Annotated in this window: 23 protein-coding genes; 11 read left to right on the top strand and 12 right to left on the bottom strand. The window is 67.5% G+C overall.

The window, feature by feature from the left end:
* Window positions 1-24 precede the first annotated feature (24 nt).
* Entirely contained in the window at window positions 25-1,080 is a 1,056-nt protein-coding gene (locus tag BST15_RS16460) for a ferredoxin reductase (protein WP_046189318.1), read from the top strand.
* 17 nt (window positions 1,081-1,097) lie between these two features.
* Complete coding sequence (locus BST15_RS16455) at window positions 1,098-2,207, top strand: fatty acid desaturase family protein (RefSeq protein ID WP_234708302.1); 1,110 nt, start codon at window positions 1,098-1,100, stop codon at window positions 2,205-2,207.
* Between the two features lies 1 nt (window position 2,208).
* On the opposite strand, the gene BST15_RS16450 is transcribed toward BST15_RS16455, so the two are convergent.
* Window positions 2,209-2,811 carry a TetR/AcrR family transcriptional regulator gene (locus BST15_RS16450; protein WP_046189333.1) on the bottom strand — a complete coding sequence of 201 codons (603 nt, stop codon included), beginning with the start codon at window positions 2,809-2,811 and terminating at the stop codon, window positions 2,209-2,211.
* A gap of 117 nt (window positions 2,812-2,928) precedes the next feature.
* On the opposite strand from BST15_RS16450, the gene BST15_RS16445 reads away from it, so the two are divergent.
* On the top strand, window positions 2,929-4,278 hold the full coding sequence (locus tag BST15_RS16445; RefSeq protein WP_046189317.1) for a cytochrome P450: 1,350 nt from the start codon (window positions 2,929-2,931) through the stop codon (window positions 4,276-4,278).
* A gap of 6 nt (window positions 4,279-4,284) precedes the next feature.
* Here the strand turns inward: BST15_RS16445 and msrA are convergent, their stop codons facing one another.
* The 6 genes from msrA to BST15_RS16415 are packed head-to-tail and all read right to left on the bottom strand — an operon-like array spanning window position 4,285 to window position 9,139.
* Window positions 4,285-4,791 carry a peptide-methionine (S)-S-oxide reductase MsrA gene (gene msrA, locus BST15_RS16440; protein ID WP_046189316.1) on the bottom strand — a complete coding sequence of 169 codons (507 nt, stop codon included), beginning with the start codon at window positions 4,789-4,791 and terminating at the stop codon, window positions 4,285-4,287.
* A gap of 18 nt (window positions 4,792-4,809) precedes the next feature.
* Window positions 4,810-5,976 carry a cytochrome P450 gene (locus tag BST15_RS16435; RefSeq protein WP_052751456.1) on the bottom strand — a complete coding sequence of 389 codons (1,167 nt, stop codon included), beginning with the start codon at window positions 5,974-5,976 and terminating at the stop codon, window positions 4,810-4,812.
* Window positions 5,976-7,088 (bottom strand): alpha/beta hydrolase, encoded by a 1,113-nt coding sequence (locus tag BST15_RS16430; RefSeq protein ID WP_046189315.1) that lies wholly within the window; start codon window positions 7,086-7,088, stop codon window positions 5,976-5,978. Before BST15_RS16430 ends, BST15_RS16435 begins: the two co-directional genes overlap by 1 nt.
* A 19-nt stretch (window positions 7,089-7,107) precedes the next feature.
* Window positions 7,108-7,758 carry a TetR/AcrR family transcriptional regulator gene (locus tag BST15_RS16425; RefSeq protein WP_083071056.1) on the bottom strand — a complete coding sequence of 217 codons (651 nt, stop codon included), beginning with the start codon at window positions 7,756-7,758 and terminating at the stop codon, window positions 7,108-7,110.
* Window positions 7,755-8,588, bottom strand: coding sequence for an enoyl-CoA hydratase/isomerase family protein (locus tag BST15_RS16420; RefSeq protein ID WP_046189313.1), 834 nt, complete (start codon window positions 8,586-8,588; stop codon window positions 7,755-7,757). Before BST15_RS16420 ends, BST15_RS16425 begins: the two co-directional genes overlap by 4 nt.
* 11 nt (window positions 8,589-8,599) lie before the next feature.
* A complete protein-coding gene (locus tag BST15_RS16415) occupies window positions 8,600-9,139 on the bottom strand; it encodes a VOC family protein (RefSeq protein ID WP_052751455.1) in 540 nt (179 codons plus the stop codon).
* Window positions 9,140-9,272: 133 nt separating this feature from the next.
* On the opposite strand from BST15_RS16415, the gene BST15_RS16410 reads away from it, so the two are divergent.
* From BST15_RS16410 to BST15_RS16400, 3 genes are read left to right on the top strand one after another with little or no spacing between them, the layout of a single operon-like run.
* The gene (locus BST15_RS16410; protein WP_046189312.1) at window positions 9,273-9,779 is read left to right on the top strand and encodes a nuclear transport factor 2 family protein; all 507 of its coding nucleotides are present in this window, start codon (window positions 9,273-9,275) and stop codon (window positions 9,777-9,779) included.
* Window positions 9,776-10,789 carry an NAD-dependent epimerase/dehydratase family protein gene (locus BST15_RS16405; RefSeq protein ID WP_046189311.1) on the top strand — a complete coding sequence of 338 codons (1,014 nt, stop codon included), beginning with the start codon at window positions 9,776-9,778 and terminating at the stop codon, window positions 10,787-10,789. The genes BST15_RS16410 and BST15_RS16405 overlap by 4 nt, the downstream gene beginning before the upstream one ends.
* Complete coding sequence (locus BST15_RS16400) at window positions 10,786-11,181, top strand: DUF427 domain-containing protein (protein ID WP_046189310.1); 396 nt, start codon at window positions 10,786-10,788, stop codon at window positions 11,179-11,181. Before BST15_RS16405 ends, BST15_RS16400 begins: the two co-directional genes overlap by 4 nt.
* Before the next feature lie 6 nt (window positions 11,182-11,187).
* On the opposite strand, the gene BST15_RS16395 is transcribed toward BST15_RS16400, so the two are convergent.
* The gene (locus tag BST15_RS16395; protein WP_046189309.1) at window positions 11,188-11,577 is read right to left on the bottom strand and encodes a nuclear transport factor 2 family protein; all 390 of its coding nucleotides are present in this window, start codon (window positions 11,575-11,577) and stop codon (window positions 11,188-11,190) included.
* Window positions 11,578-11,641: 64 nt separating this feature from the next.
* Between BST15_RS16395 and BST15_RS16390 the strand changes: the two genes are divergently transcribed.
* Window positions 11,642-12,568, top strand: coding sequence for a DNA-3-methyladenine glycosylase family protein (locus tag BST15_RS16390; protein WP_046189308.1), 927 nt, complete (start codon window positions 11,642-11,644; stop codon window positions 12,566-12,568).
* Here the strand turns inward: BST15_RS16390 and BST15_RS16385 are convergent.
* Entirely contained in the window at window positions 12,555-13,145 is a 591-nt protein-coding gene (locus BST15_RS16385; protein WP_046189307.1) for a TetR/AcrR family transcriptional regulator, read from the bottom strand. The genes BST15_RS16390 and BST15_RS16385 overlap by 14 nt on opposite strands.
* A gap of 116 nt (window positions 13,146-13,261) precedes the next feature.
* On the opposite strand from BST15_RS16385, the gene BST15_RS16380 reads away from it, so the two are divergent.
* The 3 genes from BST15_RS16380 (at window position 13,262) to BST15_RS16370 (ending at window position 15,901) form a co-directional block, all read left to right on the top strand.
* On the top strand, window positions 13,262-13,912 hold the full coding sequence (locus BST15_RS16380) for a TetR/AcrR family transcriptional regulator (protein ID WP_046189306.1): 651 nt from the start codon (window positions 13,262-13,264) through the stop codon (window positions 13,910-13,912).
* Between the two features lie 65 nt (window positions 13,913-13,977).
* Entirely contained in the window at window positions 13,978-14,916 is a 939-nt protein-coding gene (locus BST15_RS16375) for a class I SAM-dependent methyltransferase (RefSeq protein ID WP_046189305.1), read from the top strand.
* Between the two features lie 124 nt (window positions 14,917-15,040).
* Window positions 15,041-15,901: an SDR family oxidoreductase gene (locus BST15_RS16370; protein WP_046189304.1), complete on the top strand. Its 861-nt coding sequence runs from the start codon at window positions 15,041-15,043 to the stop codon at window positions 15,899-15,901.
* 29 nt (window positions 15,902-15,930) lie between these two features.
* Here BST15_RS16370 and BST15_RS16365 read toward each other — a convergent pair whose 3' ends face one another.
* Window positions 15,931-16,767, bottom strand: a complete 837-nt coding sequence (locus BST15_RS16365; protein ID WP_046189330.1) for a tyrosine-protein phosphatase — start codon at window positions 16,765-16,767, stop codon at window positions 15,931-15,933.
* A gap of 84 nt (window positions 16,768-16,851) precedes the next feature.
* Complete coding sequence (locus tag BST15_RS21500; RefSeq protein ID WP_105295430.1) at window positions 16,852-16,995, bottom strand: hypothetical protein; 144 nt, start codon at window positions 16,993-16,995, stop codon at window positions 16,852-16,854.
* Window positions 16,996-17,130: 135 nt separating this feature from the next.
* Here BST15_RS21500 and BST15_RS16360 point away from each other — a divergent pair, with 135 nt between their 5' ends.
* Window positions 17,131-17,778 (top strand): TetR/AcrR family transcriptional regulator, encoded by a 648-nt coding sequence (locus BST15_RS16360; protein WP_046189329.1) that lies wholly within the window; start codon window positions 17,131-17,133, stop codon window positions 17,776-17,778.
* Between the two features lie 14 nt (window positions 17,779-17,792).
* Here the strand turns inward: BST15_RS16360 and BST15_RS16355 are convergent, their stop codons facing one another.
* Window positions 17,793-19,286 carry an HNH endonuclease signature motif containing protein gene (locus BST15_RS16355; protein WP_083071055.1) on the bottom strand — a complete coding sequence of 498 codons (1,494 nt, stop codon included), beginning with the start codon at window positions 19,284-19,286 and terminating at the stop codon, window positions 17,793-17,795.
* Between the last annotated feature and the right edge of the window lie 54 nt (window positions 19,287-19,340).

Genomic DNA, 19,340 nt, shown 5'->3' with positions numbered 1-19,340 from the left:
TGAACGAGTGTTCACTGTGTACATATGTTCACTCAAACTTTGACGCGGCGGGTCCTGGGCTCCAGCCTGGTCGATCTGCTCACCGGCCCCCACGGGGTCGACCGCTACACCGAGCTGGTGTCACCGACGTGGACCCGCAACGACGCCCGCGCCCAGGTGATCTCAGTCCAGCGCACCACTCCGCGCAGCGTGACCCTGGTGCTCGAACCCAACGATGCCTTCCAGGGCTTCACCGCGGGCCAGCACATCCAGCTGTCCGTCGACATCAATGGCCGTCGGCGCACCCGGTGCTACTCACCGGCCAACGCCGAGGGGCAGCGGCTCCTGGAGATCACCGTCGGTCTCCACGAAGGGGGCTTGGTCTCGGAGTACCTGTACCGGCAGGCCCGCCCAGGCATGGTCGTCGGCCTGGACAAGGCCGCCGGGGACTTCGTACTGCCGGCGATTCGCCCGCGCCGGATCCTGCTGATCTCCGGCGGCAGCGGCATCACCCCGGTGATGTCCATGCTGCGGACCCTGAACGCGGAACGCTATGCGGGCCGGGTCACCTTCATCCACTACGCCCGTAGCCGCGAGGAGGCCTGCTACTACGACGAGCTCGCCGCCATGCCACGGGTGCAGGTGCTGCACGGCTACACCCGCGGCATCGAGGCCGGGGATCTGAAGGGCCACTTCGGTGCGGAGCACCTGCGGGCGGCGGGGCCGGACCCCGATGCGGTGTACGTGTGCGGGCCAACGGCTTTGGTGGCCGCGGTGCGCGAGCAGCGCCCCGACGCCATTTCGGAGAGTTTCGTGCCGCCGGAGTTCGTTACGCCGGCTGACCCGTCCGGCGGGCGGGTCACGTTCCGCGGTAGCACCGTATCGGTGGTCGATGACGGCCGCCCACTGCTGGAGCAGGCTGAAGCAGCCGGCCTGACACCGGCCAGCGGATGCCGGATGGGTATCTGCCACAGCTGCACCTGCCGCAAAACCGTTGGCACGGTGCGCAACCTGATCACCGGAGCGGTCTCCACCGACGAGGGCGAAGACATCCAGATCTGCGTGTCGGTGCCCGTCGGCGACGTCGAAATCGATCTGTAGAAGCAAAGGAGCCAACCATGTCGCAACCAGTCCTCACCCGCGAAGCGCCGCAGGCGCCTGAACTGCCGCGGGTTCTGGAAAGCCCGGACCTGCCCGCGCACCTCGATGCCTTCGGTGCCGAGCTCGACGCGCTGCGCCAGAGCGTTCTCGAAGACCTCGGCGAGCGTGACGCCGACTACATCCATCGGATGATCAAGGCCCAGCGCTCCCTGGAGGTCGGTGGGCGCGCCCTGCTGTTCTTCAGCATCATCCCGCCGGCCTGGCTGGCCGGCACGGTCATGCTGGGGCTGTCGAAGATCCTCGACAACATGGAGATCGGCCACAACGTCATGCACGGCCAGTACGACTGGATGGGCGAGCCGGCTTTGTACGGCAAGCACTTCGAGTGGGACAGCGCCTGCCCCTCCGACCAGTGGCGGCATTCGCACAACTACATGCACCACACCCACACCAACATCGTCGGGATGGACCGCGACGTGGGCTACGGCATCCTGCGGATGAGCGAGAAGCAGCCCTGGACGCCGTACTACCTGGGCAACCCGCTGTACGCATTCTTGCTGATGGTGCTGTTCCAATACGGCGTCGCGGTGCACGAACTGGAGACAGAGCGCATCCGGGCCGGTGAGATCGGTATCGCCGACAAGAAGGAGATGCTTCTTGAGACCTGGCAGAAGGTGCGCCGCCAGACGCTCAAGGACTACGTCGCCTTCCCACTACTGGCCGGACCGTTCGCGCCGTTGGTGTTCGCCGGAAACATGACCGCTAACCTGATGCGCAACATCTGGGCGTACACGATCATCTTCTGCGGGCACTTCCCCGATGGCACACGCGAATTCACCATCGAGGAGACCGCGAACGAGACACGCGGGATGTGGTACTACCGCCAGATTCTCGGATCGGCGAACCTCACCGGCGGCAAGTGGTTCCACATCTTCTCCGGGAACCTCTCGTTCCAGGTCGAGCACCACCTGTTCCCCGACCTGCCCGCGCACCGCTACGCCGAGATCGCGCCGCAGGTCCGCGAGATCTGCGAACGCTATGGCGTGCCCTACAACACCGGCCCGCTGCTCAAGCAGTTCGGCACCGTGGTTCGCAAGATCTGCAAGCTGGCCCTGCCCTGGAACTGAGTCAGACGCGAGGACCCAGCAGGGCGTTGGAGGCGTCGATGGCCGGCTCGGTGATGACGCCGATATCGGCACCGTCCTCGAAGGCCAGCGCCGTGAGCTCCCGCAGACCTCCCAACAGGATCACCGCGAGGGCTGGGCTCAGGGCCGGCAGGTCCGCCCGGCGAAAGCCCGGACTTCCACTGAGTTCGACCAAGAGGTCGGTCATGCGTTGCAGCCCGCGCCGCTGCGCCGGACGGGCGATCTCGCCGAGCGAGGGCATGTCGCGAATCCAGCTCAGCGTGATGGCCGCCCGGTCCCGTACCTGGGCGACATAGGCCTGTACCGCCTGGCGGATCTGGACCTGCCAATCGGCCTCCGGGTCCACCGCCGCCCTAATCCGCACCGCCAGCGCCTCGTTATCGGCGCGCAGCAGCTCCAGGTAGCACTCTTCCTTGCTGGCGAAGTGGTCGTAGAAGGTGCGCTTGGAGGTGCGGGCGGCGCGCACGATCTCCGCGACTGTGCTGGCCCGGTATCCCCGCTCGGCGATCGATTCGGCCAGGCCGTCGAGCAGTCGACGCCGGAAAGGGTCGGCGGTTTCGGCCGCCGGGACATCGATGGCAGTCATCGTCATTTCCGCACCTCCCTGCGCGTAAATATTGCCACCCGTTGGTACTAAAGGGTACCGTGACCCGCAAGCATTTGGTACGCAGTGGTACCACGGGATCACGTCGGGAGGCGTCGCATGACTTACACGGTTGCCGGTACGGCAACGGAGACCGCTGAGGCGTCAGTCTCGCCGGCGATCAACCTGCCCCCCGGACCGCGTGCCTCGAAGTTGACCGCCGGACTGCTGTTCATCCTGTCGCGGCGCACGGCGCTCAAACGCCTGACCCGCAAATATGGCGCCGCGATCTCCGTCGACGTGCCGATGTTCGGCCCGACGGTGCTGATCACCGACCCGGAACTGGCCAGGCAGGTTTTGCTCACCAGTCCGGACGATCTCGGCAACGTCCAGCCCAACCTGTCGCGGATTCTCGGGGCGGGGTCGGTGTTCGCGCTCGACGGTGCGGCGCACCGGCGGCGCCGCAACCTGCTGAGCCCGCCGTTCCACGGCAAGCGCGTCCGCGCCTACGAGCAGATCATCGTCGAGGAGACCCTGCGGGAGATCGCCACCTGGCCCATCGGAAAGCCCTTCGAAACTCTGCGGCCGATGAACAGGATCACCATCAACGTGATCCTGCGGGCCATCTTCGGGGCCGAAGGCGCCGAGTTGGACAAGCTGCGGATCGGCCTGCCCAAGTGGGTGACACTCGGCTCCCGGCTGGCGGCCCTACCGATCCCGATCCGTCCCTATGGCCGGCTCACCCCGTGGGGCCGGCTGGCCGCGTGGCGCGCCGAGTACGAGATCGTCCTGGACAAGCTGATCGAGGACGTCCGTGCCGACCCGGATTTCGAGAGCCGCTCCGACGTGCTGACTCTACTGTTGAGCAGCACCTACGAGGACGGCACCGTGATGACCCGCCAGGAGATCGGCGACGAGTTGCTGACCCTGTTGGCCGCCGGACATGAGACCACGGCGTCGACCATGGCGTGGGTCTTCGAGCGACTCAGCCGATTCCCTAGACTGCTCGACGAATTGACCGCCGAGGCGGACGCCGGCGGTGCCACGTTGCGGCGCGCCACCATTCGCGAGGTGCAACGGGTGCGCACCGTGATCGACTTCTCGGGACGTCACGTCTACGCCCCCAGCATCCAGATCGGGGAGTGGGTGATACCGCGCGGCCACTCGGTGATCGTCGCCATCAACCAGGTCCACCAGAACCCCGCCGCGTTCAACGACCCCGACGACTTCGACCCCAAGCGTTACCTCGACGGCAGCCCGTCGGCCTTCGAGTGGATGCCCTACGGCGGGGGGACTCGGCGCTGCCCGGGCTCGACTTTCGCCAACCTGGAAATGGACGTGGTGCTGCGTACCGTGCTGCAGCGCCTGACCATCGAACCCACCAGCGCCCCGGGCGAGAAGTTTCACTCCCGGGGCATCGCCTTCACCCCGAAGAAGGGTGGTCAGATCACGGTGCGCCCCCGGGAGTGACCCCGGCTAGCGCTGCGGCTGCAGCTGCCAGTTCGGCCGGATGTAGTGGCAGGTGTAGCCGCCGGGGAACCGCTCCAGGTAGTCCTGGTGCTCGGGCTCGGCCTCCCAGAAGTCGCCGGCGGGGCTGACCTCGGTCACCACCTTGCCGGGCCAGCGCCTGGATGCGTCCACGTCGGCGATGGTGTCCAGCGCGATCTGGCGCTGCTCCTCATCGAGGTAGAAGATCGCCGAGCGGTAGCTGGTGCCCACGTCGTTGCCCTGTCGATTCCGGGTCGTCGGGTCGTGGATGGCGAAGAAGAACTCCAGCAGGCTGCGGTAGTCGGTGGCCGCGGGGTCGAAGGTGATCTCGATGGCCTCGGCATGGGTGCCGTGATTGCGGTAGGTGGCGTTGGGGACATGGGGGTCGCCGGTGTAGCCGACCCGGGTGGTCACCACGCCGGGCTGCTTGCGGATCAGGTCCTGCATGCCCCAGAAGCAGCCGCCGGCCAGGATCGCTCTCTGGTAGTTGGTCATGCTCCCGATTATCCGCAGCTAGCCGCCGGCCGCCACCGGATACGAGCGGTAGCTGGTCAAGACCGCGCTGGGTTCGCGCTGGGGTGGCGCGGCGGCGGTCAACTCGGGGAAACGGTCGAACAGGGCGGCCAGACCCAACCGAATCTGCATGCGCGCCAGCGGCGCGCCCAGGCAGACATGCGGTCCGAACCCGAAGCCCAGGTGCCCGGTCTGCGAACGGGCCAGGTCGAGCCGGTCGGGATCGGGAAACGCCGCCGGGTCGCGGTTGGCCGCCGCCAGCCCCAACAGGATCGGGGCACCCGTTTCGATCACGTCGTCGCCGATCTCGATCGGGGCGCTGGCCACCCGGGAGATCATCAGGGCCGGGCTGATGAACCGGACCAATTCGTCGACCGCCTGCGGGGACTCGGCAAGCAGGCCGCGTTGCTCGCGTTCGTCGATCAGCAACGCGGCCGCCCCCGTGAGCACGGCCGTGGTGGTGTCGTGGCCGGCCGACAACAGGAAGATCGCGTTGTGCAGCAGTTCGTCATCGGTCAGCGGCAGCCCGCTGCTGGCCACCACGGACAGCAGATCATGCTCCGGGTCGGCGCGCCGCAGCTCCAGCAGATCGGCGAGCAGGGCTTTCATCCCGGCCGCGGCCTCGTCCGCGGCGACGAACACCTCGCGGGAGGCCGCCGGCTCCAGGGCAGCGATCAGCGCCATGGACCACGCCGCCAGATTGTCCAGTTCGCTGTCGGGCACACCTAGCAGGGTGGCGATTGCCCCCAGCGGCAACGGCTTGGCGAACTCTGCCACCAGGTCGAAGCCGCCCTCGTCCAGCCCGGCCGCCAAGGACCGAGCGCGCTCGGCCACCTCGGCCTCGAACGAGGCCAGCGCCCGCGGCGTGAAAGCCCGAGACAACGGCGCCCGAAGCCGGCGGTGGTCGTCGGCGGAGCGGTAGAACAGGTTGTTCTCCACGTGGGTCAGGTACGGGCGGCCCGGTTCGAGCTTGTTGCGGTACAGACTGCGCCGGTCCGTGCTCACCCTGTCGTCGCGCAGCATCGCCAGCACATCGGCGTAGCGCGTCAGCACCCACAGCCCCTGGCTGCTGCGGTGCACCGGCTCGGCGTCGGCGAACCGGCGCTGGTACGCCAGGGGGTCGACGTGCAGCGCCGGGTCGCGGAAGTCGAAGTCGAGCGCGTCCATCAGGTGCGTTCGGCGATCCAGGACGCCACCAGGTCGGCGCAGACGGTGCGACTGTCGCTCGGCTGCTCCAGGTAGTGGTCGCCGGCGATGAAATGGAGCTGCTTGTCGGTGCTGGCCAGCGAGTCATGGATGTGCTGGGCGTCGCTGGGGAACACGCCGGTGTCTGCGGTGCCCTGAATCACCAGCGAGGGCAACGTGATCCGGCCCAGGTGCGGCGTGCCCTGGCAGAACGATGTCTGCAGGCTCCACATCGACAGCCACGTCCGCAGCGTGCAGTGCGCGGCGATGTTGTAGGGCGCGCGGTTGGCGCGTCGCGGGTCGCCCAGATAGCACAGGTTCAGCGGACGGTCCGACGGGTCGAGCGAGGGGTCCAGGTAGCGCGGGTCGGCCCACACCCGGTGCACCGAGAACGACCGGTCGTAGGTGCCGCCGGCCTTCAGCCGCTTCAACTCCGCCTGTGCCCACTCGGTGATCCGGTCATTGCGGTCCCGCTGGGCCTGGCGATAGCGGGCGATGAATTCGGGGGTGTAGGGCGGGGTGTTCTGCTCGGCGAACATGTCCAGAGACGAATCGCAGGACAGCGGGTCGGTCTCGTCGGTCACCGAGGGGTCCATCCACGCGGTCAGCACCTCGGGGCGTCCGGCGTGTGCCTGGGTAGACACATACAGATCTCCGGGCGGCAGTGCGTTGCACGCGTCAGGCACCGGGCCGCCGCCGACGGTGGTGATGTGGGGGTCCACCGACTGTGACTGGTAGGCCGCCATCAACGATCCACCGCCGGAATTGCCGAGCAGGACGATGGTCTCGACCCCGGCCTTTTCCCGCAGCCACTGCACCCCGGCCGCGATGTCCAGCAGCGCGTGCTCGAGCAGGAACAGCGACTCGCCGCTGCGATACCGGGTGTTCCAGCCCAGGAAGCCGTAGCCGCGTTCGGCGATCAGCGGTGCCAGGTAGTGCTCGGCGAAGTCCACGTTGTAGTGGCTGGCGATCACGGCCACCTTCGGCTTGACGCCGGACGGGGTCCAGTACAGCCCCTGAGCGGGGTGATACCCGGCGGGGTTCACGCCCGCCGATGCCGAAGTGAGCGAAACGAATTCGCGGGTTACTGCCACTGCATTGCTCCTTTGATCATCAATCCTGTTCGCGCCAGGTCACCGCGCGATACCACGTGTCGGTCAGTGTCCTGATCGCCGCTTCTTCGTCCAGTTCGCGCCCGGCGACGTCGCCGCCTGCCACCAGCCAGACATAGGTGAAGTTGTTGAGCATGGCCACTATCGCCGACCCCACCAGTTCGGGGTCCGCGCCAGGCGCATATCCCTTGCGCTGCGCCATCCGCACCGTCTGCGCCACCCAGTCGATGGCGTCGGCGCACATGTCGCGCCAGCGCTGCGCGAATTCGTCGTTGATCATCGCCAGCTGGAACACCCCGACCATGACGCCGAGGTGTTCGCGGTAGGTGTCCCAGTGCGCGCGCACGGACTCCTCGATGATCTCGTGCAGATCTTGGCCCGGGTGCAACGCTTGCACCGCACGGCTTTTCGCCGAGGCGCGGAAGTCCTCGGCCAACGATGCCAGGAGGTCTTCCTTGGACTCGAAGTAGTGGTAGAACGACGCCGGCGAGCGCCTGGCGGCGGAGGTGATGTCGGTGATCGTGGTCTTGAAGAAGCCCTTGCGGGCGATCACCTCACGGCCCGCCTGCTCCAGCCGTGCCTGGGTGTCGCGGCCCCGGACGGTGGGGCGGGGGGCCGACCCGTCCGCGGACCCGCCGTCCGCGGAGGTCACGACGTCTCCGCCTGGTCCAGTTCGGCCGCCAAGTCGGCCAGTCGAAGTTCGCCGGCCGGCGTCTGGCCGCCGGCGGCCAGGAAGCGCTGCATCTTCGGCAGCGCGGCACCGCGGCGAAGCATCCGGGCGAATGCGGAGCGCTCCACCGCCAGTCCGGTGTCCAGGTCCGGGGCGGCCAAGGTGGCCTTCACGTCGATGATGTCGGCCAGCGGCACCGTGGCGATGCGCTCCACCAGCCGGTGGAGGAATGGCCCGATCTCGTCGGGCGCCAATGCCCGGTTGACCAGCCCGTAGCGTTCGGCGAGGGCGGCGTCGAGGTCGTCGTGGGCCAGGATGACCTCCAGCGCCCGGCCCCGCCCCAGCAGAGCGAGCAGGTGCTGCGGACCCGAACCGGCCGGGATGACGCCGATCCCGGTCTCGATCTGGTTGAACAGCGCGCGGCCGGTGACCGCAAACCGGAGGTCGAGATTGACCAGCAGCTCCATCCCGCCGCCGGCCACCCGTCCGGCGACCACGCCGATGGTGACCTGATCGAGCGCCCGAAATGCGCCGACCAGATCCTGGAAGGAGCCGCAGGCGCCTTCGGTGTCGTCGACGGAGGCCGCCAACAGCGCGAGGTCCACGTGGGCGATGAAGAAGTCGGGGTTGGCGCTTTCCAGAACCACCACCCGCACATCGCTACCGGCGGGAGAGCGCAGCCACTTCACCAGTCGCCACAGGTCGCCCATCATGGCGGCGTCCATCAGGTTCATCTCGCCGTGGCTGATGAGCACCCGGGCCACCGGGCCGATCTGGCTGACCTTCAGCGACGCCAGGGAATCGACGCCCATGACTGCCCGATTCAGCCGAGCTGGGTGGTGGTTGTCTTCGACGTGACCACCTTGGGATCAGCCGCCCGCTCGGTGCTGTTGAGCAGCTTGTGTGCCTGCTCGGGGTCGGGTTCGAACCCGGGGGTGTCGCGGCACAGCTCGATCATGATGCCGTTGGGGTCCAGGTAGTACAGCGAGTGGCACCAGCCGTGGTCGACGTCCATGAGCGCCTTGATGCCGGCGGCTTCCATCCGGGCCCGGACCTCGTTCTGCTTCTCCTCGGTGGCCCGGAACGCGAAGTGGTTCACCCACACCGGCAGCCCGTTCGGGCGGGACAGCGAGCTGGACCAGTCGGGCTTCTCTCCGACGCCGTGCAGGTCGAAGAACGCGATGCAGGAGCCGTCGCCCAGGTCGTAGAACACGTGCCGGAAGAAGCCCTCTTGCAGATGTTCGACTTCGGTGTGCACCAGCGGGAGGCCCAGCAGGTCCTCATAGAAGTGGTTCGTGGCCTCAAGGTCCGCGCAGGCGTAGGCCGCGTGGTGCAGGCCGACGGTGGGCTTGGGTGACGTCACGGGCTGCCGAACCTCCTCATGGCCCGCGGTGGGCCGACGGCGTCACCGTAGCACTGTTGGTGAATATAAACCCAGATTCGATTTCGGTGGAGTTCCCTCGACAACATGGCTAGAACGTGTTCTAGTTCTTCGCATGACGAATCCGCAGTTCAGCCGCGCAGAACTCGCCGCGGCATTCGACGTGTTCGAGCAGACCGTCGCCCATGCCGCCGAGACCAAGGACTGGGATGCCTGGGTCGCCCATTACACCCCCGACGTCGAATACATCGAGCACGCGATGGGCACCATGCACGGCCGCGACGAGGTCCGCAGCTGGATTCGAAAGACCATGTCGACCTTCCCCGGCAGCTACATGACGGAGTTCCCGGCGCTGTGGACCGTCATCGATGAGGAGCGCGGGCGCATCATCTGCGAGCTGGACAATCCGATGCGCGACCCCGGCGACGGCACCATCATCAGCGCCACCAACATCTCGATCGTCACCTACGCCGGTGACGGCCTGTGGTCCCGCCAGGAAGACATCTACAACCCCCTGCGCTTCGTCACCGCGACCATGAAATGGTGCCGCAAGTCCCAGGAGCTCGGCACCCTCGACGACGAGGCGGCCGCCTGGATGCGGCAGTTCGGAGGTAACGCGTGAGGGGCAAGCCCAAGCTCGTCATCGGCGCCAACGGGTTCTTGGGGTCACACGTGACCCGCCGGCTGGTCGACGCCGGAGAAGACGTGCGCGTGATGGTGCGCCCGAGCGCCAACACGACCGCCATTGACCATCTCGACGTCACCCGATTCCACGGCGACATCTTCGACTCCGCCACCCTCGCCGAGGCGATGGCCGGCTGCGACGACGTCTACTACTGCGTCGTGGACACCCGGGCGTGGCTCCAGGACCCGAGCCCGCTGTTTCGCACCAACGTCGAGGGAACCCGCAACGTCCTGGAGGTCGCCAAGAAAGCCGGCCTGCGCAGGTTCGTGTTCACCAGCAGCTACGCCACGGTCGGCCGTCGCCGCGGTCACGTGGCCACCGAGGACGACATCATCAACCCGCGTGGGCTGACCCCCTACGTGCGCTCACGCGTGCAGGCTGAAGAGCTGGTGCTGCGCAGCGCCACCGAATCCGGCTTGCCCGCGGTCGCGATGTGCGTGTCCACCACCTATGGCGACGGTGACTGGGGCCGGACCCCGCACGGCGCGTTCATCGCCGGGGCGGCCTTCGGCAAGCTGCCTTTCCTGATGAAGGGGATCGAGCTGGAGGTCGTGGGGGTCGACGACGCAGCCCGCGCGATGATCCTGGCCGCCGAACACGGCCGCAACGGCGAGCGCTACCTGATCTCCGATCGGCTGATCCAGCTACAGGACGTCGTCAAGATCGCCGCGGATGAGGCCGGGGTGCCGGCGCCGTCGCGCTCGATTTCGGTGCCGGCGCTGTATGCCCTCGGTGCGTTGGGCAGCCTCCGGGCCCGTCTGACCGGTAAGGATGCGGAACTGAGCCTGAAGTCGGTGCGGATGATGCGCGCCGAAGCTCCGGTGGACCACAGCAAGGCGGTGCGCGAGCTCGGCTGGCAGCCCCGGCCGGTCGAGGAATCGATCCGGGAGGCCGCGCGTTTCTGGGTGAAACTGCGTGACGCCAAGAAGCGAGGTACCCCCGGATGACACACGGATCTTCTGATGGACGGCCAATCCATACCCCCAGCGCGGATTACCCGATCACCGTGACCCCGACCGGCCGACAGGTCACCGTCCGAGTCGGCGGCGAGGTGGTGGCGGACAGCGCTGCCGCATTGACTCTGCAGGAGGCGAATCATCCTGCAGTGCAGTACATTCCGCTGGCCGACGTGCGTCAAGGCGTATTGAGCAGGACGGCCACCACCAGCTACTGCCCGTTCAAGGGCGACGCCACCTACTACAGCGTGACCACTGCGGACGGCCAGACAGTCCCCGACGCGATCTGGACCTATGAGCAGCCGTTTCCGGCGGTCGCGGCGATCGCCGGGCATATCGCCTTCTACCCGAACAAAGCCGAGATCAGCATCGCCGGAGACTGAGGGCCCCTAGAGCCCCAGCAGTGGCCCGGCGTAGCGGGTGTCGGTGTACTCACGCACCGATACGATCCGCCCGTCTTGGGTGTCGACGATGAACACCAGGGGACTGTCGTAGTGCGAACCGTCGGCGGTGACGCAGTCACCCAACGCTTCGATCACCACGGTCTCGTGCTCGTTGATGCAGCGCACCAGATCCAACTCGATCCGCAGCCCGCGGCGGCGCTGCTCGACCTCCAACCGCAGCGTGTCCTTGTCGACGGCCTCGCGGGTCAAGATGGTCCACCAGGTGAAGTCGTCGCTGACCAGCGAAAAAATGTCGTCTAACTCGTCGTCGCCGCAGATCCCCTGCAGAAACATCCATGCCAACTCAGCCTGCGGATCATCGAACGGGGTAGCCACTTGACTATCGTGGCCTGACGACGCGGACCGGTCAACGCGGACAACGGATCCTTATGATTGCGCCATCAGTACTTCGCTCCGCCGAACGGTCACTTTTGCCGGGCCGGCCAGTCCTGCGCTGGCCCTGGCTCCGCTGCGCCGCGGGCCGGGCGATCCTTGTCTGCAGGTCCACGACGGTGCCTTCTGGCGGACCAGTTTGATGCCCAGCGGGCCGGTGACGGCCCGCATCAGCCGGAGCGCGACCGAGGCAGTCGGCTGCGAGGCCTGGGGCGCCGGAGCCGAAGAGTTCCTTGACGCCGCGCCAGGTCTGCTCGGCGCCCACGACGTGGCGACCGACTTCGTCCCGACCGATCCGACAGTGGCCGCCGCACACCGGCGGGTGCCGCACCTGCGGTTGGGGCGCACCGGACGGGTGCTCGAGGCGCTCGTCCCGGCCGTGCTCGAACAGCGAGTGCCGGGTGCCGACGCCTTCCGGGCGTGGCGCGTGCTGGTGACCGAATTCGGCTCGGCTGCACCAGGTCCAGCGCCGGCAGGCATGCGGGTTCCGCCTTCGGCGCAGACCTGGCAGGCGATTCCGTCCTGGAAGTTCCACCTCGCCAACGTTGACGGAGGGCGGGCCCGCACCATCGTGGGATGCGCGCGGCGGGCCTCGGCGCTGGAAAGGCTGGTGGCCCGCCCGCCCGCAGAGGCCAGGGCGGCCCTGATGTCGTTACCCGGTGTGGGGGAGTGGACCGCGGCCGAGACCGCGCAGCGCGCGTTCGGTGACGCCGACGCGTTGTCGGTCGGGGACTACCACTTGGCGACGATGATCGGGCGCACACTGCGGGGGCTTCCGCTCGATGCGCTGTTCACCGATGCCGACATGGTGACGCTGATGGAGCCGATGCGGCCCCACCGGCACCGAGTGGTGCGGTTGCTGATCGAAAGTGGGCTCGCTGTCAGCAAACGTCGCGGAGCGCGCTTGCCGGTGCAGCGGATCAGCGCGCTGTAGGCGGGGTGCCGGCCGTGGATGAGGACGCCGTGGCAAACCTGCCGGAGTCCAGCGCGTCGAGAAGTTGGCCGGCGATCCATTCGAACGTCGAGCTGTCGCGCGGCAGCAGCGCCTGCTCGTAGCCGATCAGCAGATAGATCGCCCAGTTAGCGAACAGTTGCGCTTGGCGCTCGTCCCCGAGTACCTCCAGAGCCGATTCGCGGAGAATGTCGAAGCGTTGCTGGTCCACTTCGGTCTGCATCGCATGTACCCGCGCATCAGCCGAGCTCCAGGCGCGGATCGCGGCTTCGGCGCTGTGCGGCAGCGTCAGGCCGATCTGGATCAGGCTGTCGAGCCGCTGACGTGGGTCGGGTATTGCCCGGACAAACTCCACCTGCTGGACGGTGCGTTCCTCCAGCCAGTGTTGCACCAGGTCACGCGTGTAAACCGGCCAGCTGGTGAAGTAGTGGTAGAACGACCCGGTGGTCACGCCGAGCCGATTACAGACCTCCGCGAGCTTGAGTCCGCCGTAGCCCAATTCGGACAGCACCTCAAGACCGGTCTCGAAGTACGCCTGACGAGAGAGTAGCGCGCCCATAAGTCGACTTTAGTTCGCTGGGCTTCGTTAGGGTACAGCACGGCCTACTCTTAAGTGAATCTTCGTGATCGTGATGTTGTGGCGCGGAAATCGGCTTTCGGTGCCACACTTGAGCGGTGCAGAACGCGGCACTGCGGAGGGTAGGGCGGCCCCGGGGGGCCCGCTCGAATGAGACGCGCGAGCGAATCGTCACTGCCGCCAGGGGACTCTTCGGCGAATTCGGCTACCACGCAACAACGTTCCAAGCGGTGGCCGAACGGGCGCAGCTGACGCGCCCGGCGATCAACCACTATTTCCCCAACAAGCAACTGCTTTATCAGGCGGTTCTTGCCCAGGCTGCGGCTATGTTCGAACGTGCAGCCGAACAGGCGCGCGCCGAGCCGACCCTGATCGCTCAGCTGTCTTCGTTGATCGCGTCGGCGGCTCAACTCGGTGAGGACGACCGCACAGCGGCGGCGTTCGCGGTCACCGCGGTGGTCGATGCTCAGCGGGACCCGGCCTTGCGGGCGCTGGCCGGCGACATCCAGGGCCTGCCCCGGACATTTCTGACCCAGGCGGTCGGCGATGCCATCGCGCGCGGTGAGCTCGTCACCACCTCGAATATCCCCGAGCTGGCCGAGATGCTGCTGGCCGTGTTGTGGGGCATCGCGTTCTACATCTCGCTGGGCGGCAGCCAGGCGGACCCGGCGGGCGTGGTCGCCTCGCTACAGGCGCTGTTGACGCAGCAACTCTGGAAGTTGCAACAGCCCTCCGACGACAAGAGTTAATAGTCCGGCTAACTTTCATCGGTACTATGGCGTCCACCACGGCCGCTAGCAGATGAAGGAAGCCCATGAGCGCACTTCGCACCCACGACGACAGCTGGGATATCGCCACCAGTGTCGGCTCGACCGCCGTCATGGTGGCCGCCGCCCGGGCATCGGAGACGGAGAGCGCCGACCCGCTGATTCGCGACCCCTACGCCAAGCTGCTGGTCGCCGGGGCCGGCACCGGGGTGTGGGAGGCCCTGCTCGACGAATCTCTGGTCGACAAGGTGGCTGAGATCGACCCCGAGATCGCCGCCGTCTATCAGCACATGCGCAACTACCAAGCCGTTCGCACCCACTTCTTCGACGCCTACTTCGCCGAGGCCGTCGAATCCGGTATCCGGCAGGTGGTGATCCTGGCCTCCGGACTGGACTCGCGGGCCTACCGACTGGACTGGCCGGCCGGAACCGTCGTCTACGAGATCGACCAACCGAAAGTCTTGGACTACAAGGAACAGACGCTCGCGGCCCACGGCGTGACGCCGGCCGCGGTGCGGCGCGCCGTGGCCATCGACCTGCGCCAGGACTGGCCGGCCGCCCTGGCCGCCGCCGGCTTCGACGCTGCCGCTCCGACGGCATGGCTGGCCGAGGGACTGCTGATGTACCTGCCGGCCGAGGGCCAGGACCGGCTGTTCGAACAGATCACCGAACTCAGCGCGCCGGGAAGCCGGATCGCGGCGGAGACCGCGGGCAACCACCGCTCCGATGAGCGTCGTGAGCAGATGTCGGAGCGATTCAAGAAGATCGCCGAGACCATCGGTCTGACGCAGACGGTCGACATTGAGGACTTGATGTATCGCGACGAAGACCGTGCCTCGGTCGGCGCGTGGCTCGACGAGCATGGCTGGCGGGCCAGCGCCCAGCCCTCCACCGCCGAGATGCGCCGACTGGACCGCTGGACGGGCGTCACGATGACCGACGACGAGGACGCCTTCTCCGAGTTCGTCACCGCAGTTCGCACCTGAGCCGCACAGCCGACCCGGCATAGCGGCCCCGATTCATTCCCCGTATACAGAGAAAGCCTGGAAGTGGCGTGCCGCTTGTTCCAGGCTGTTCTAGCGTGGCGATCGAAATCGAGGAAGGAAACTGATGTCCGGAGTGCAGGATCGTGTAGTCGTCGTCACCGGAGCCGGTGGCGGGTTGGGCCGTGAATACGCGCTGACCCTGGCCCGCGAGGGCGCCTGTGTGGTGGTCAACGACCTCGGTGGTGCCCGCGACGGCACCGGTGCCGGGCACAACATGGCCGACCAGGTGGTCTCGGAGATCAAAGAGGCCGGCGGTCGGGCCGTCGCCAACTACGACAGTGTCGCCGACGCCGAGGGCGCGGCAAACATCATCAAGACCGCGGTGGATGAGTTCGGCAAGATCGACGGCGTCGTCAGCAATGCCGGCATCCTGCGTGATGGCACCTTCCACAAGATGACGTCGGAGAACTGGGACGCCGTACTGCAGGTGCACCTCTACGGCGGGTACAACGTGGTCCGGGCAGCGTGGCCGCACTTCCGTGAGCAGGGCTTCGGTCGTGTCGTGGTCGCCACCTCCACCAGTGGCCTGTTCGGCAATTTCGGGCAGGCCAACTACGGCGCCGCCAAGCTCGGGCTGGTCGGCATGATCAACACGCTCGCCATCGAGGGCGCCAAGTACAACATCAAGGCCAACGCGATCGCCCCCATCGCGGCCACCCGGATGACCGAGGACATCCTGCCGCCGGAGGTGCTGGCCAAGCTCAAGCCCGAGTACGTCGCGCCGGTGGTGGCCTACCTGTGCACCGAAGAGCTCGCCGAGACCGGCTCGGTGTTCATCGCCGGTGGTGGCAAGGTGCAGCGCGCGGCGCTGTTCGAGAACACCGGAGCCCTCTTCGAGAACCCGCCGTCGGTCGATGACGTCGCGGCGCAGTGGTCGACGATCGCCGACCTGTCGGCGGCCAAGGCAGCCAACTTCTCGCTCTAATCGCAGCGCACCGGCGCCGACCGAGCCCCTCAGCCGCGCAGCGCGCTGCGCAGCCCGTCTCGGTCGGCGTCGGTGACTCCGGCGGCCTGCAGGAAGCCGTCGAACGACCCGAAGTTCGTCTCGATCGAGCGTTCGGCGGCATCCAGGTAGTCGGCGCGTACGCCGAGCACCTCGTCCGAGAGCCGTGCCTCGGTGAACGTCAGCACTTCGGGCGTGATCTCGGTCTCGGGGCGCTCGCGGATCATCTCCATGATGCGATCCCGCAGTACCGGCACCGCGGTGTTGCTGTGCAGGTAGTCGGCGACCACGGCGTCTCGGTCCACCCCGGCCGCCCGCAGCACCACCGCCACGACGAATCCGGTGCGGTCCTTGCCGGCGAAGCAGTGGGCCAGCACCGGCCGCCCGGACGCCAGCAGCGACACCACCCGTTGCACTGCCCGGCGCGAGCCGGCCAGCGTGGGGAAGCGTTCGTATTCCTCCAGCATGTAGCGGGCGGCGACGTCGGCGGCGGAATCATCTTCGGGCTTCTCGGCCATCATGTTGCGGAACGCGTCCTCGTGCGGCGCCGAGCTGTCGGGGGACTGATCGCCGGCCAGATCCGGGAACGGCAGCAGGTGAATGCCGACGCCGGTGGGCACCAGACCCGGACCGCGGCGGGTGACCTCGCGCGGTGATCGCAGGTCGGCCACGTCGGACACGCCGAGCCGCACCAGTTCCTCGCGGCCGCCGTCCTCGAGGCGACTCAACTCGCTGGAGCGGAACAGGCGGCCGGGGCGCAGCGCCCCGGTGGTCTCGGAGACGTCGCGAAAGTTCCACGCCCCGGGCAGAGTCGGCTGGGAGGTCACCCGGCCACGATAGGACACCATGCTGATGGCGCCGCTCATCAGACGAGCGACGGCCCCCGATCCGGGCGGGATCAGGGGCCGTCAGTCAGGTTCACGGGAGCCGGTTTACACCGGGGGGTAATTCTGCGGGGGGTAGCCGCCGCCGCTTTCGACGCCACGAATGCCCCAAGTCAGATACTTGAAGAAGAACTCGGCCTCATCGCTCAGCTCGTAATCCGGATTCGGATCGTAACCGTAACCAGGACCCATGTCGTCAACCCCTTAGCTTGGATTCCGCCAGTTTAGTCGGCCCGTCAACGTCCCAACAGCGGACTGCCTAGAATCCTTCCAACCAGTTGATTGATACGGCCGAGAACACCCGGCCTGGCCGAAGAGTGAGTGCACATGGCAAACGGCAAGGCTACGCCGTCGGGATCTGCCCAGGCCCCGTCTCGCCGCGAGGAATTACTCGCGGTCGCAACCAAGCTGTTCGCCGCCCGCGGCTACCACGGCACCCGGATGGACGATGTGGCCGACGTCGTGGGGCTGAACAAGGCGACGGTCTACCACTACTACGCCAGCAAGTCGCTGATCCTCTATGACATCTACCAGCAGGCCGCAGAACGGACGTTGGCGGCCGTGCACGATGACCCGTCGTGGACCGCGCGGGAGGCGTTGTACCAGTACACGGTGCGTCTGCTCGACCAGATCGCGGTGAATCCCGAAGGTGCCGCGGTCTATTTCCAGGAGCAGCCTTACATCACCGAGTGGTTCACCGAAGAGCAGGTCGTCGAGGTCCGGGAGAAGGAAGCCCAGGTCTACGAGCACGTGCACGGCCTGATCGACCGCGGCATAGCCAGCGGCGAGTTCTACCCGTGCGACTCGCACGTGCTGGCATTGGGCTACATCGGCATGACCCTGGGTGCGTATCGGTGGTTGCGGCCCAGCGGCCGGCGCAGTGCCAAGGAGATCGCCGCGGAGTTCAGCACCGCCCTGCTGCGCGGGCTGATCCGTGACGAGAAGATCCGGGTCGAGTCACCGCTGGGGGTGTAGGCTTCAACGTCGCATTACGGCGGGGGTCTCTCGCGCCGGGCCACGTTGTCGGCGCGCTCGGCCGCGATGCACCGGAGCCGGTCTTGGGCCCGGGTGCTCCGGCGGGTGGGCATCATGACGTCACGCCCGTGATCCGGTGCCGCTACCGCGATGGTGGCCGGTAGCGCGGCGGTGGGCAGGCACAGGCTGGGAAACAACAGTCGGCTGCCGGGCTGCGTGGTGTAGGTGTGGCCGGTGGGTGCGGTCCATTCGATGACGCCGTTAGGGTGTTGGCTGTCGCTCCAGCCACCTCGGCCGGTCCAAAAGGTCTTGAGCAAGTGGTGCTTTCGGCACAGACAGCGCAAGTTGGATGGGTGAGTCGGCCCCCAGGGGAAGGGGACGGCGTGGTCGATGTCGCACACGGTGGCCGGACGATCACAGCCCGGGAAGCGGCACGTGATGTCGCGGGCACGAACGAAAGCCGCCAGCGCCGCCGAGGGCCGGTAACCCGACTCAGCTGTCAGGTCCGTGGGTTGCGACAGCGGCCTGACGGCGGCCCCGCCGGTAATGAGCTCGGCCAGGAGGCCCGGCGGCACTTTCCCGCCGCCGATGATGCGTCCCGACGGTGACGGGCGTGCGTGAGCGGGCCGCTGCGGCCCGCCGATGGCTTCACCGGACAACTGGCCGTCGGGGGTGGCATCGAGGGCGGCCGGCTCGGCGACGACGTAGACGACGACGCCCTTCGCTCGGGGGTCGGCTTCTCCGGCGGCGGGGCAATCGCGGTTGCCGCAGCCGCAGGCCAGCGACTGAGCCCCGGCGGCCAGGGCGCCGAGCGCATCGGCGCGACGCTGGGCCAGGGTGCGGGGGTCGTCGTCGCAGACACCGTGGGCCAGCTGCATCAACCGCTGGTCCAGGGCGGCCGCGTCCACCGCGAACAAGCGGCCCCACACCGCCGTGGTCCCGTCCTCGGTGTGGTTGGTGTCGACGACCACCTCCCGGCCCCGAGCCCGGTCTCGCGCCCGACGTACCGCCGCCGGGTCATGCCGTTCGATCAGCGCGTCGATGGCAGCTGCGGCTTTGGCGGACGAGAGCGGTCCAAGCGAGGTGGCCACCTCGGCCAGGTCGGCATCGACGAGCGTCAGGACGCCCGGGTCGGTGATCAAGGTGGTGTGCCATGCGATCGTCGACGCCAGCCGGGCGCTGATCCGGCCGGACAGGAACAGTGCAGCCACTGCGGGGATTCTGTCTCGCAGTGCGCTGGCCAGGTACATCTGCGACGACGCCATGCCGTGGCTGATGTGCTCCGCGGCGGCCACCTCGGCGGCCGCGCTGTCCCAGTTGTCGCACGCCCACCGCGAACGGTCGAACCCGTCACCGCTGGTGCGACGTGCCACCAACTCTCCGATGGCGGCCAATCGATGGGCGGCGGCAGCGGCCTCCACCCTGGCCCAGCCGGCGATCGACGCGACCAGCACGTCGGTGCCCGCAGCGGCCAGCTCCTCCGGCCCCGTCAACGAAGTATCGAACATATGTTCCCTAGGGTCGCTACGGGTGTGTAGTCGATGTAGCTGACGACCTGGATT

Source organism: Mycolicibacter arupensis, from assembly GCF_002086515.1.
In the GTDB taxonomy this organism is placed as follows: domain Bacteria; phylum Actinomycetota; class Actinomycetes; order Mycobacteriales; family Mycobacteriaceae; genus Mycobacterium; species Mycobacterium arupense.
Note: the sequence above shows the minus strand (reverse complement) of the source record. Positions and strands in the feature narration are given on the sequence as shown.